This window comes from Herbaspirillum sp. C7C8, assembly GCF_022627875.1.
Classification (GTDB): Bacteria; Pseudomonadota; Gammaproteobacteria; order Burkholderiales; family Burkholderiaceae_D; genus Herbaspirillum.
The window spans coordinates 145,404-158,567 of the sequence record NZ_JABXGG010000002.1 but is presented as its reverse complement, the minus strand read 5'-3'; the positions used below and the strand labels follow the sequence as shown (position 1 = coordinate 158,567).

General features: G+C 63.8%; 11 protein-coding genes. 7 read left to right on the top strand and 4 right to left on the bottom strand.

What is annotated here, in order from left to right; translation table 11 throughout:
* Window positions 1-7: 7 nt before the first annotated feature.
* The 3 genes from HWE01_RS02995 to HWE01_RS02985 all read left to right on the top strand — a co-directional run bounded on the left by HWE01_RS02995 (window position 8) and on the right by HWE01_RS02985 (window position 3,441).
* Entirely contained in the window at window positions 8-1,252 is a 1,245-nt protein-coding gene (locus HWE01_RS02995) for a ribulose-bisphosphate carboxylase large subunit family protein (RefSeq protein WP_241821055.1), read from the top strand.
* Window positions 1,249-2,637, top strand: coding sequence for a 3-oxo-isoapionate kinase OiaK (gene oiaK, locus HWE01_RS02990; RefSeq protein ID WP_241821054.1), 1,389 nt, complete (start codon window positions 1,249-1,251; stop codon window positions 2,635-2,637). The genes HWE01_RS02995 and oiaK overlap by 4 nt, the downstream gene beginning before the upstream one ends.
* A gap of 96 nt (window positions 2,638-2,733) precedes the next feature.
* Window positions 2,734-3,441 (top strand): transcriptional regulator NanR, encoded by a 708-nt coding sequence (locus tag HWE01_RS02985; RefSeq protein ID WP_008326821.1) that lies wholly within the window; start codon window positions 2,734-2,736, stop codon window positions 3,439-3,441.
* 4 nt (window positions 3,442-3,445) lie between these two features.
* Here HWE01_RS02985 and HWE01_RS02980 read toward each other — a convergent pair whose 3' ends face one another.
* From HWE01_RS02980 to HWE01_RS02970, 3 genes are all read right to left on the bottom strand, one after another.
* On the bottom strand, window positions 3,446-4,303 hold the full coding sequence (locus tag HWE01_RS02980) for a hypothetical protein (RefSeq protein ID WP_241821053.1): 858 nt from the start codon (window positions 4,301-4,303) through the stop codon (window positions 3,446-3,448).
* A gap of 94 nt (window positions 4,304-4,397) precedes the next feature.
* Complete coding sequence (locus tag HWE01_RS02975) at window positions 4,398-4,988, bottom strand: IMPACT family protein (RefSeq protein ID WP_241821052.1); 591 nt, start codon at window positions 4,986-4,988, stop codon at window positions 4,398-4,400.
* A gap of 13 nt (window positions 4,989-5,001) precedes the next feature.
* Window positions 5,002-5,898, bottom strand: a complete 897-nt coding sequence (locus HWE01_RS02970) for a ParB N-terminal domain-containing protein (protein WP_008326825.1) — start codon at window positions 5,896-5,898, stop codon at window positions 5,002-5,004.
* A gap of 137 nt (window positions 5,899-6,035) precedes the next feature.
* On the opposite strand from HWE01_RS02970, the gene HWE01_RS02965 reads away from it, so the two are divergent.
* On the top strand, window positions 6,036-6,983 hold the full coding sequence (locus HWE01_RS02965) for a patatin-like phospholipase family protein (RefSeq protein ID WP_034350496.1): 948 nt from the start codon (window positions 6,036-6,038) through the stop codon (window positions 6,981-6,983).
* A 91-nt stretch (window positions 6,984-7,074) separates the two neighbouring features.
* On the opposite strand, the gene HWE01_RS02960 is transcribed toward HWE01_RS02965, so the two are convergent.
* Window positions 7,075-7,677: a C40 family peptidase gene (locus HWE01_RS02960; protein WP_034350010.1), complete on the bottom strand. Its 603-nt coding sequence runs from the start codon at window positions 7,675-7,677 to the stop codon at window positions 7,075-7,077.
* A 351-nt stretch (window positions 7,678-8,028) separates the two neighbouring features.
* Here HWE01_RS02960 and HWE01_RS02955 point away from each other — a divergent pair, with 351 nt between their 5' ends.
* The 3 genes from HWE01_RS02955 (at window position 8,029) to carB (ending at window position 13,124) form a co-directional block, all read left to right on the top strand.
* A complete protein-coding gene (locus HWE01_RS02955) occupies window positions 8,029-8,436 on the top strand; it encodes a GlcG/HbpS family heme-binding protein (protein WP_008326828.1) in 408 nt (135 codons plus the stop codon).
* Between the two features lie 298 nt (window positions 8,437-8,734).
* A complete protein-coding gene (gene carA / locus HWE01_RS02950) occupies window positions 8,735-9,898 on the top strand; it encodes a glutamine-hydrolyzing carbamoyl-phosphate synthase small subunit (protein WP_008326829.1) in 1,164 nt (387 codons plus the stop codon).
* On the top strand, window positions 9,891-13,124 hold the full coding sequence (gene carB / locus HWE01_RS02945) for a carbamoyl-phosphate synthase large subunit (protein WP_241821051.1): 3,234 nt from the start codon (window positions 9,891-9,893) through the stop codon (window positions 13,122-13,124). The genes carA and carB overlap by 8 nt, the downstream gene beginning before the upstream one ends.
* Window positions 13,125-13,164: the final 40 nt, after the last annotated feature.

Genomic DNA, 13,164 nt, shown 5'->3' with positions numbered 1-13,164 from the left:
AGCGCGCATGGAACGCATCTACGCCAGCTACTGGCTGGAAACCGGCGATGATCCGGCCCGCGCGGCCGAGGTCATCGCAGGCGAACAATCCAGCGGCACCTTCGTGGCGCTGGCCACCGAAACGCCCGCCTTGAAGGAGCGCTCCGGGGCGCGGGTGGAAAAGCTGGAGATCCTCGGCCACAGCACCACGCCCAGCCTGCCCGGCGGCATGCCGGCCGCGCGCTATACGCAATGCCGGCTGGAACTGTCATGGCCCCTGGAAAACACTGGTGCCTCGCTGCCCAACCTGATGTCCACGGTGGCCGGCAACCTGTTCGAACTACGCCAGGTCTCGGGCCTGCGGCTGACCGACCTGCGCCTGCCGCGCGCCTTCGTGCAAGCCTATCCTGGCCCCGCCTTCGGCATCGCCGGCACGCGCAAGCTCACGGGCGTGACGCACGGGCCGCTGATGGGCACCATCATCAAGCCCAGCATCGGGCTGTCGGTGGAGGAGACGGTACAGCAGGTGCGTGAACTGGTGGCCGGTGGTATCGACTTCATCAAGGATGATGAATTGCAGGCCGATGGTGGCCGCTGTCCCTTCGATGAACGGGTGCGGGCGGTGATGCGGGTGGTCAATGAGCATGCCGAGCGCACCGGCAAGAAGGTGATGGTGGCCTTCAACCTGACCGGCGATCTCGACCAGATGCGCCGTCGTCACGACCTGGTGCTGGCCGAGGGGGGAAGCTGCGTGATGGCGGTCTTGAATTCCATCGGCCTGGTCGGTCTGCAGGAACTGCGCCGCCATGCGCAGTTGCCGATCCACGCGCATCGTGCCGGTTGGGGCTATCTCACGCGCAGCCCGCAACTGGGCTGGGACTACGCGCCATGGCAGCAGCTGTGGCGCCTGGCCGGGGCCGATCACATGCACGTCAACGGCTTGCGCAACAAGTTCAGCGAGCCCGATGAGAGCGTGGTGGCCGCCGCGCGTTCGGTCCTGCAACCGGTGGTGCCGGGTGCCGAGATGGTCAGCACCATGCCGGTCTTCAGTTCCGGCCAGACCGGTCTGCAGGCCGCCGATACCTATGCGGCCATTGGTTGTGCCGACTTGATCCACACGGCTGGCGGCGGCATCTTCGGTCATCCGCAGGGCGTGGCCGCCGGTGTGCAGGCGCTGCGCGAAGCCTGGGTGGCTGCCATCGAAGGCGTGCCGCTGGCTCAGCATGCCCAACGACATCCGGCCTTGCAGGCGGCGCTGGGGTTCTGGAAATGAGTCTGCTGCCCGATCACGACGGTCTGCCGCCGGGTTTGCTGCTGGCCTATTACGGTGACGACTTCACCGGCTCCACTGACGCCATGGAAGTCATGAGCGCCGCCGGGCTGTCTACCGTGCTGTTGCTGCGCACGCCCGACGCGGCGCTGCTGGCGCGCTTTCCCGAGGTGCGCTGCATCGGTATCGCCGGGGCCTCGCGGGGGCGTTCGCCGCAATGGATGGACGATCACCTGCCCGCGCCCTTTGCAGCGCTGGCCTCGCTGCGCGCGCCGCTGATGCAATACAAGGTGTGCTCCACCTTCGACTCTTCGCCCGCTACCGGCTCCATCGGTCGTGCCATCGACCTGGGCGTACGCCATATGCGCGGCGACTTTTCGCCCATGATCGTGGGCGCGCCACGGCTCAAGCGCTATCAGGTGTTCGGCAATCTGTTCGCCGCTGTCGACGGCGAAGCTCATCGGCTGGACCGGCATCCGACCATGGCGCGCCATCCGGTCACCCCCATGGACGAGGCCGATCTGCGCCGCCATCTGCGCCGCCAGACGGCGCGCCGCATCGAACTGGTGGACATGCTGCAATTGCGCGACGGCGCCGAAGTCGCCCATACGCGGCTGCCGTCACTGCGTGGCAAGGATGTGCCGGTGGTGATGATCGATGTTCTGGATGACGAGACCCTGCGCGAAGCCGGTCGACTGGTCTGGGAAGGGCGCGGGGAGGGCGTTTTCAGTGCCTCTTCCTCGGGGCTGCAATATGCGCTCACGGCGTATTGGCGTACGCGCGGCTGGATCGCTGCCCAGCCTGCACTGCCGCAGGCCGGGCCGGTGCCGGTGATCGCGGCGGTCAGCGGCAGTTGCTCGCCGGTGACGGCGGGGCAGATCGGCTGGGCGCGCGAACACGGTTTCGTATGCCTGCGCATGGATTTGCCGGCGGTGTTGTCGCAGACCACACGCGAGGCGGAACTGGCACGGCTGGTCAGCTCGGCCGTGGCGGCGCTGCGGGACGGGCGCAGCCCGTTGGTGTTTTCGGCAGAAGGGCCGGACGATCCGTGCGTCACCGGCTTTGATGCCATCGCCGCCGCAGCCGGACTGGCGCGGGCGGAGGCGGCGCAGCAGCTTGGCCTGGCGCTGGCTGCGACCATGCGCCGCTTGCTGGAGGCGATTCCCTTGCAACGCATCGCCATCGCCGGGGGGGACAGCTCGGGCGAAGTGGCCAGCGCGCTGGACATCACGGCGCTGTCGGTCTGCGCCGGACTGGCGCCGGGCGCGCCCTTGTGCCGGGCGTGGTCGGATCATCCCGGACGCGATGGACTGGAGCTGGTGCTCAAGGGCGGGCAGGTCGGCGCGCGCAGTTTCTTCGGCGATGTGCTGGAGGGGCGCTGCCACTGAAATCCGGGCTCGGGCTGGTGGCCGCAATCACAGTCCTGGCGCGGGATTGTGGTAGAGTGCGCGTCCAACGAAACCTACAATTGAGACAGCCCAGCCATGCCGGAACCGATACAGCGACGCAAGCTATACCAGGAAGTCCTGGAGCGCCTGATGGCGCGCATTCATCAGGGGGAATTTCCGCCGGGTTCGCAACTGCCCTCCGAACGCGATCTGATGGATCAGTACGGGGTCGGCCGCCCGGCCGTGCGCGAAGCGCTGCAGGCCATGGAGCGCTCGGGATTCGTGGAAATTGCCCATGGTGAACGGGCGCGCGTGGTCGATCCAACCGCCGACCGCCTCATCGCCCAGATCGCGGCGGGCGCGCAGCATCTGCTGCGGACCAAGCCGGACATGCTGAAACATATGAAGGAAGCGCGCGTGTTCCTGGAAACCAGCACCGCCCGCATGGCGGCCGAACGCGCCACCGAAGAGCAGGTCGCGCGCCTGCGCGAGGCCATCGCCGCGCACCGCGCTTCGATGGTCAACCTGGAAGAATTCATCGAACGCGACATGGCGTTTCACCGCGAGATCGCCGACATCAGCGGCAATCCCATCTTTCCCTCGGTGGTGGAATCGATGTTCCGCTGGGCCAGCGAGTTCTACACCACCCTGGTGCGCGCGCCCGGCGCGGAGGAACTGACCCTGGCCGAGCACCAGCGCATCGTCGACGCCATTGCCGCGCATGACGGCGATGCCGCCGCCGAAGCCATGCGCGCGCACCTGATGCGGGCCAATGACCTCTATCGGGAGCTCGGTCAGCAGTAAAGCCCTAGCGCAACATGCCGTGCCAGGTCGGCTGTTTTTCTTCGTGATAATAAGGGCGGGTCAGTGGTGCCGACATCACCGCCGGATCGGCCAGCACCGTCACCGTGAACAGGCCGGGCGGACCGTCATAGCGGCGGCAGGCCTGGGCTGAATTGCGGTTGTTGTGCATGTCCACCACCAGCAGGCGCTTGTCCTGTTCGCTCATGCCAGGCCGGGGCGGCGGGGCCATGCGCTTGGGCGGGATCACCAGGGCGTCGCCCGGTTCCACCCACAGGTCGGCCAGGCTGATTTCATTGACATAAGGACGCCAGCGCGCCACCGTGATCACCAGCGGCTCGGGTCCGCGCGAAAAGAAGATGTGCGCGAAGTCGTGGTACTCCAGGTCGGTGGCATTCCAGGTCAGCAGCTCGCGGCTGCGGCCATCGCCCAGATACGGCGATTCGTAACCGGCCCACTTGCCATAGGTGTACTCGGCCATCACCAGACCGTCGTAGCTGAAATGCAGGCATTGGCCATTGCGCAGCAAGGTCGCGCCGAAGGCCTGGGCGTTCTCCGGGGTGGCGGGCAGGGGTTCGTAACGGACTTCGGGAACGCGGAAATCAAATTCGGTAATCTCGTAGGAGGGCCAGTCCTTGGGCGTGATCGTGCGCTGCCAGTGGGCGATGTCGCGGTAGGTCACGCCGCGTTCGAGCGCCGGTGCTTCCTGCGCCAGCGTGATCAGTTCGCCCACGACGACGGCGCTCTGGCGACCCACGCCGGCCTCGTTGAGCATGTATGGATACTGGTTGGTATCCAGCAAGGGCGCTGAGGGCCCATCCTTGATGAAGAGAACGGGATCGAAATCACTCTGGTCTGGCGGCATGGCTTCCCCTGATGTTGGCGCGGTGGCGTGGTGACGATGGCCGTCCGGCCTCCCCCGAGGCCGCGTGGCGCTCGCGATCTTCGCACATTTCGGGTCAACTGAGGCGTTTGATCTCGGCGTTCGAAGAGAGTCGGCGGATCGCCTCTTCGGCCTGCGACAGTGCCGCTTCAGGCAAGCGCAGGTGAAGATGGGCCAGCGTGTCGTGGCGGCTATCCAGCAGTTCGTATTTCTGCTGGATCAGCCAGTGGCGCAACTGCGGTTCGGCCGAATAGACCACGCCGATCTCGATTTCGGCTTGTGCCACGCGTTCGGTGCGCTCGCTGCTCTTGAGCGCAGTCGCAATTGCATCGGTGTAGGCGCGCACCAGGCCGCCCGCACCCAGTTTCACGCCACCGTAGTAACGCACCACCATGGCCAGCACGCCATCGAGTTCATGATGGCGCAGCACTTCGAGCATGGGGCGGCCGGCCGTGCCGGAAGGTTCGCCGTCATCGGACATGCCGGACTGGCCACCGGCCATCAATGCCCAGCAGACATGGGTGGCGCTGCGATGGGCCTCGCGCATCCTGGCGATCTCCTGCATGGCCGCCTCGCGCCCCGGCACCGGCATGACGATGCCGATGAAGCGGCTCTTGCGGATATCCAGTGTGATCTCGGCGCGTTGCGCGATGGTGAAGGTGGCCATGAGGAAAGCGGCCTCAGTCCTGCGGCGGGACGTTGCCCTTGAGCAGCGCCAGCTCTGCGCGCAAGCCCTGGTTTTCTTCGGAGAGGCGACTCACGCGCGCCTGCAGCGAAGCGATTTCGCGGCGCAGGGCGGCGCTCAGTTCGTTCTCCTGGCCTTCCACCAGAGGGATGGCCTGCTCGCTCATCTCTTGCGCCTTCGGCACGCGCGGGGTGCGGGTGGCGGCTTGCTGTTCGCGCACCTTCTTGGCGGCTTCGCGCAATTCCTTCTTGCCACCGGCGACCGCGCTGACCTGCGCCTGGCTGGGCAAGGTGGCCACGGCGGCAGCGGCATTGATGGAGATGGCGCCATTGCGCACCGCCTCCACCAGCTCGGGTGCGGCGGTCTTGCGGATGCGGTCGATCTGGCCGATGGTGGCGCTGCTGATGCCGGCGGCACGCGCAATGTCTTCGCGGGTCTTGATGCGACCGGTGTTGTCATCGGCGTGCCAGGGATCATCGCCTGAGGGGGAGGCATCGCCAACGCCTTCAGGCGCGGCGGTCTGGTCAGTAGCGGCGGCCACCTTGGCGGGCTTGGCCTCGGCCTTGGTGCGGGCGGCGATGATGTCGCGCTTGCGCAGGGCCAGCATGCCGCGCTGGAAGTCCGAGACGCTGCGACGACCGAGCTGGTTGTCGATCATCCAGAGCAGCACGTCCTCCAGCGAGCCGAAGCTGTCGTTCTGGATGGTCTTGAAGGGCAGGTCGTACTTGCTGCAGATTTCGTAACGGTTGTGACCATCGATGAGCACCTCGCCCCACAGCACCAGCGCATCGCGGCAGCCTTCGGCCAGCAGGCTGCGTTCCAGCGCGGCATATTCGTTGGGGGTGAGGGGATCGATGTACTGTTTCAGTTCTTCGTTGATGACGATGTTCATGGGACTGTGACGCCGAAGGCGTCTGGACTGAATCGAAAAGCCGGGGTCGCATTCTACACCACTGCCTGTGGCACTCTCCGGACGGTCGGGGTGCTTGCAGTACAATGTCGGGCTTCATCACTGCTGCCCCTCGCGTCATGCGCATTCGATTCCGTCTGATGGCTGCGGCCATTGTTTCTGCCTTGTTTCTCTCTGCCTGCGGCACGTCCTCGCTCTTGCCGGGGGGCGCTGCGTCCAGACCCGCCGAGGGCACCGTCGCACCCAGCGCCACGGCGGCGCCCACTCCGCGCAAGATCAAGATCGGCCTGGCCCTGGGCGGCGGCGCTGCGCGCGGCTTTGCCCACATCGGCGTGATCAAGGCGCTGGAAGCCCAGGGCATCACCGTGGACGTGGTGGCGGGGACCAGTGCCGGCAGCCTGGTGGGCGCGCTCTATGCCGCCGGCAATGACGGCTTCGCCCTGCAGAAGCTGGCGCTGGCGATGGACGAGGCGGCCATCTCGGACTGGTCGGTGCCACTGTTCTCCAAGCTCAGTGGCGTGCTCAAGGGGGAGGGCGTGCAGAATTACGTGAACAAGGCGGTGCACAACGTGCCCATCGAGAAATTCAAGATTCCCTTCGGCGCGGTGGCCACCGATCTGCGTACCGGTCAGCCCATCCTGTTCCAGCGCGGCAATGCCGGTACGGCAGTGCGCGCGTCCTCGGCGGTGCCGGGCGTGTTCCAGCCGGTCAGGATCGGCGACCATACCTATGTCGATGGCGGACTGGTGGCGCCGGTGCCGGTGCACTTCGCACGGCAGATGGGGGCGGACTTCGTGATCGCGGTCAACATCTCGGCCAATCCGGAGGCGCAGGCAGCGGCCAGCAGTTCCCTCGACGTGCTGCTGCAGACCTTCGCCATCATGGGGCAGACCATCAACCAGTATGAGCTGAAGAATGCCGACATCGTCCTGCAGCCGGGGCTGGGCGCCATGAAGGGGAGCGACTTCGCCAGCCGCAACGTGGCCATCCTGGCCGGCGAGCAGGCAGCCAGTGCGGCCATGCCGGAAATCAAGCGCAAGTTGAAGCAGATGGAGACCGGTAACTGACGGCTGGGCCGTTTTTGGGCGGTATATGAAGGAAAAAAAAGGCCGCTGTCTCCAGCGGCCTTTTGCTATGTGCGGTGCACCGTGATGGTGATCATTTCTGTTCGTCGTCGCCCGCGATGATGCGGCGCGCACCATTGAAGCGCTTCTTCCAGTAGGACTCGTCCATGCTCTCGATGCGCACCTGGCCACCGGTCGAGGGGGAGTGAATGAACTTGCCGTCACCCAGGTAGATGCCCACATGCGAGAAGCCGCGGCGCAGGGTGTTGTAGAACACCAGGTCGCCCGGTTGCAGGTTGTCGCTGCCGACCTTTTCGCCCACGCGGCTGATTTCCAGCGAGGTGCGCGGCAGGTCGGTACCCCATGCTTCCTTGAAGACGTAGCGCACCAGACCGCTGCAATCCAGGCCGGTATCAGGCGAATTGCCGCCGTAACGGTAATTGATGCCCAGCATGGCCAGCGCCTGGGTGGCCAGTTCGGAAGCACGATTGGTGATTTCTTGCAGGCGGGCGATCGCAAGATTGGTCCTGCTGATCAACTGCTGGGCTTGCGGGGAGGTCGCTTGGGGAGGAGGAAGATCCTGCGCTGCCAGGGAAAGGTCAGCGGAATGAGCCGATGCACTGATCCAGAGGCCGGCCGCCAGCGCGCATGCGCGAGCGGTTTGTCGTCGGATTCGGTCAGATCGGCGTAGGGTCATCGGGATCCTCTCAAAATAGGATTGCAGGAATGTAAGGTAAATCTTACGGCTTGTCAAAAGCTGGATTCGTGCCAGCTTGTCAAACTGAAATGATTTACGGGTTTAAAGCGGGCTGCTTGCGGGTTTCTCCCGGTCAGGGTTTTTCCTACACGCGGTAGGAAAACAGCCCGGCTAAAAGATTTACGTTTTTACAGAAAGTTTCCTTGCTGCATGAGAAAAATGAGTTGCAGGCCAGGTGTGATGCAAAAAACTTCATCTATGGCGTGAAGATGACTTGGCCGGGCGGGATGTCAAAAAAGACTTTCTGGCCGTACAATCAGCGTTCAATTTTTTCTGCCTATCGGAGCAAACATGCAAACCAAACCGTTCCTGTCGCTGGACGACGTCAAGAAGATCGCTGCCGGCGCTGAAGCCGAAGCCCGTGCCAACAACTGGAACGTGGCCATCTCGGTGGTCGATGACGGCGGCCACCTGCTGTGGCTGCAGCGCATGGACGGCGCCGCCCCGATCTCCTCGCAGATCGCCCCGGCCAAGGCCCGCACCGCTGCCCTGGGTCGCCGCGAAAGCAAGATCTATGAAGACATGATCAACAACGGCCGCGTCTCCTTCCTGAGCGCTCCCGGCCTGGATGGCCTGCTCGAAGGCGGCGTGCCGGTGGTGGTCGATGGCCATTACGTGGGCGCCGTCGGCGTCTCGGGCGTGAAGTCCTCGGAAGACGTGCAGATCGCCAAGGCCGGTATCGCTGCCCTGGGCCTGTAATCTCTCCCGCGCCGGCAGCCTCGTCTGCCGGCGCTCCCGCCTTGCCTGCACCCCGTTTAGGTGCAATTTGCGCCAACTTTCGGCAATCTACGATTTGCCGGAGGGAGGCTCTTGCGCTATAATTGAGCGGTTTAGCCAATTTTATCCGCCGTAGCGCATACCCATTCCTCTTCCTCGTTCCCAACAGGCCCAGCCACGCTTCCGTACCGAATGAGTCGGGGTGTTCGCGCCGGTCAGTTTGGCGCGCAAAGGTCTACCGGTCATCCAGCCGCGGCGGTAACAATCTCAGGAGTTACCCTTGCTGCCTCTTCTTTCCGGTCCCGCGATTCCGGCCGTCCTCGCGCTCGCAGACGGGTCTGTCTTCCAAGGTTTTTCCATCGGCGCCGCAGGCAATACCACCGGTGAGGTGGTCTTCAATACCGCGATGACCGGCTACCAGGAAATCCTGACCGACCCCAGCTACAGCCGCCAGATCGTCACCCTTACCTATCCGCACATCGGCAACACGGGCGTGAACCGTGAAGACGTCGAAGCGTCGCAGATCCACGCCGCCGGCCTCATCATCAAGGACCTGCCGCGCCTGCTGTCGAACTTCCGCAGCCAGCAATCGTTGTCGGATTACCTGAAAGAAGGCAACATCGTCTCCATCGCCGGCATCGACACCCGCAAGCTGACCCGCATCCTGCGCGAGAAGGGTGCCCAGAACGGCGCCATCGTCGCCGGTGAAGCCGACATTGCTGCTGCCACCGCCAAGGCACTGGAACTGGCACGCGCCTTCCCGGGCCTGGCTGGCATGGACCTGGCCAAGGTGGTCTCCACCCGGAAGGCCTACAACTGGACCGAGACCGAATGGCGCCTGGGCCGCGGCTATGGCCAGCAGATCACCCCGAAATTCCACGTGGTCGCCTTCGACTACGGCGTCAAGTACAACATCCTGCGCATGCTGGCCGAGCGCGGCTGCAAGGTCACCGTGCTGCCGGCGCAAGCTACTGCAGCCGAGGCACTGGCCCTGAACCCGGACGGCATCTTCCTCTCCAACGGTCCTGGCGATCCGGAACCCTGTGATTACGCCATTGCCGCGTCCAAGGAACTGATCGAGCGCGGCATCCCGACCTTCGGCATCTGCCTGGGTCACCAGATCATGGCCCTGGCCTCCGGCGCCAAGACCCTCAAGATGAAGTTCGGCCACCACGGCGCCAACCACCCGGTGCAGGACCTGGATTCCAAGCAGGTGATGATCACCTCGCAGAACCACGGTTTTGCCGTGGACCAGGCGACCCTGCCGGCCAACTGCCGCGTGACCCACGTGTCGCTCTTCGATGGTTCGCTGCAAGGCTTCGAGCGTACCGACAAACCTGCTTTCTGCTTCCAGGGCCACCCCGAAGCATCCCCTGGACCGCATGACATCGCTCCCCTGTTCGACAAGTTCGTGGCGATGATGGAGAAGAAACAAAATGCCTAAGCGTACTGACATCAAAAGCATCCTGATCATTGGCGCTGGCCCGATCATCATCGGCCAGGCCTGCGAATTCGACTATTCCGGCGCCCAGGCCTGCAAGGCCCTGCGTGAAGAAGGTTTCAAGGTCATCCTGGTCAACAGCAATCCGGCCACCATCATGACCGACCCGGAAATGGCCGATGCCACCTACATCGAGCCGATCACCTGGCAAGCTGTCGAGCGCATCATCGCCAAGGAAAAGCCGGACGCCATCCTGCCGACCATGGGCGGCCAGACCGCGCTGAACTGCGCGCTGGACCTGCACCGCAATGGCGTGCTGGACAAGTACAAGGTCGAGCTGATCGGCGCCACCCCGGAAGCCATCGACAAGGCCGAAGACCGCTCCAAGTTCAAGCAGGCCATGACCAAGATCGGCCTGGGTTCGGCCCGTTCGGGCGTGTCGCACACGATGGAAGAATCGTGGGCGGTGCAGAAGACCATCGGCTTCCCGGTCATCATCCGTCCGTCCTTCACCATGGGCGGCACCGGTGGCGGCATCGCCTACAACGCCGAGGAATTCGAAACCATCTGCAAGCGCGGCCTGGAGGCTTCGCCGACGTCCGAATTGCTGATCGAGGAATCGCTGATCGGCTGGAAGGAATACGAAATGGAAGTGGTCCGCGACAAGGCGGACAACTGCATCATCGTCTGTTCCATCGAAAACCTGGACCCGATGGGCGTGCACACCGGCGACTCCATCACCGTCGCCCCGGCACAGACGCTGACCGACAAGGAATACCAGATCATGCGTAACGCCTCGCTGGCGGTGCTGCGTGAAATCGGTGTGGATACGGGCGGCTCCAACGTGCAGTTCTCGGTCAATCCGGCTGATGGCCGCATGATCGTCATCGAAATGAACCCGCGCGTCTCGCGTTCGTCGGCACTGGCCTCCAAGGCTACCGGCTTCCCGATCGCCAAGATCGCCGCCAAGCTGGCCGTGGGCTTCACGCTCGACGAACTGCGCAACGAGATCACCGGCGGCGCGACCCCGGCGTCCTTCGAGCCGTCCATCGACTACGTGGTGACCAAGATCCCGCGTTTCACCTTCGAGAAATTCCCGCAGGCCGACAAGCACCTGACTACCCAGATGAAGTCCGTGGGTGAAGTCATGGCCATCGGTCGTACCTTCCAGGAATCCTTCCAGAAAGCCCTGCGTGGCCTGGAAGTGGGCGTGGATGGCATGAACGAAAAGACCACCGACCGCGAACTGATCGAGAAGGAATTGGGCGAACCCGGTCCGGACCGCATCTGGTACGTGGGCGACGCCTTCGCGCAAGGCTTCTCGCTGGAAGAAGTGCATGGCCTGACCCACATCGACCCGTGGTTCCTGTCGCAGATCAAGGAGATCGTCGACATCGAACTGTGGCTGGAAAAGGATGTGGCGCTGGAGTCGCTGGACAAGGCGACCCTGTTCCAGCTGAAGCAGAAGGGCTTCTCGGATCGCCGCCTGGCCAAGCTGTTGAAGACCACCGACACCGCCGTGCGCGAGCAGCGCAAGAAGCTGGGTGTGCGTCCGGTCTTCAAGCGTGTCGATACCTGTGCGGGCGAGTTCTCGACCGATACCGCCTACATGTATTCGACCTATGACGAAGAGTGCGAATCCAACCCGACCGACAAGAAGAAGATCATGGTGCTGGGCGGTGGCCCGAACCGTATCGGCCAGGGTATCGAATTCGACTACTGCTGCGTGCATGCAGCGCTGGCGATGCGTGACGATGGTTACGAAACCATCATGGTCAACTGCAACCCGGAAACCGTCTCGACCGACTACGACACTTCCGACCGCCTGTACTTCGAGCCGGTGACGCTGGAAGACGTGCTGGAAATCGTCGACAAGGAAAAGCCGGTTGGCGTGATCGTCCAGTACGGCGGCCAGACCCCGCTGAAGCTGGCGCTGGACCTGGAAGCCAATGGCGTGCCCATCGTCGGCACCTCGCCTGACATGATCGACGCCGCTGAAGACCGCGAGCGTTTCCAGAAGCTGCTGCAGGACCTCGGCCTGCGCCAGCCGCCCAACCGTACCGCCCGTACCGAAGCCGATGCGCTGCAACTGGCGCAGGAAATCGGTTATCCGCTGGTGGTCCGCCCGTCCTACGTGCTGGGTGGCCGGGCCATGGAAATCGTCCACGAGCAGCGTGACCTGGAGCGCTACATGCGCGAAGCCGTCAAGGTGTCGCATGACTCGCCGGTGCTGCTGGACCGCTTCCTGAACGACGCCATCGAAGTGGACGTCGATTGCCTCTCCGACGGTGAACGTACCTTCATCGGCGGCGTGATGGAGCACATCGAACAGGCTGGCGTGCACTCGGGCGACTCGGCTTGCTCGCTGCCACCGTATTCGTTGTCCAAGGACACCATCGAGGAACTGAAGCGCCAGACCGCACTGATGGCCAAGGGCCTGAACGTGGTCGGCCTGATGAACGTGCAGTTCGCGATTCAGCAAAATGAAGTCGATGGCAAGACCGTCGATACCGTCTTCGTGCTGGAAGTGAACCCGCGTGCTTCGCGTACCGTGCCCTTCGTTTCCAAGGCGACCGGCCTGCAACTGGCCAAGATTGCCGCGCGCTGCATGGTCGGCCAGTCGCTGGACAGCCAGGGCATCAAGAACGAAGTCGTGCCGCCTTACTACAGCGTCAAGGAAGCCGTGTTCCCGTTCGTCAAGTTCCCGGGCGTGGACACCATCCTCGGCCCTGAAATGAAGTCCACCGGCGAAGTCATGGGCGTGGGCAAGACCTTCGGTGAAGCCTTCGTGAAGTCGCAGATGGGTGCTGGCGTGAAGCTGCCGAAGTCCGGCAAGGTCTTCCTGTCGGTGAAGAACAGCGACAAGCCGCGTGCCGTGCAGGTGGCGCGTGACCTGGTGGCGCTGGGCTTCTCGATTGTTGCCACCAAGGGTACGGCTGCTGCCATCAGCGCGGCCGGCATCCCCGTGGCTACCGTCAACAAGGTGGTGGAAGGCCGTCCGCACATCGTGGACATGGTCAAGAACAACGAGATCACCCTGGTGGTGAACACCGTTGAAGAAAAGCGCAACGCCATTGCCGACTCCGGAGCGATCCGTACCTCGGCCCTGGCCGCCCGCGTGACCACCTTCACCACCATCGCCGGTGCCGAAGCCGCAGTGGAAGGCATGCGCCATCTGGACGCCCTGGACGTCTACGATTTACAAGGCCTGCATAAAGCTATACACTAAACCCACAACACGTTACTTTTGCCGGCTTTAGCTTGATTGA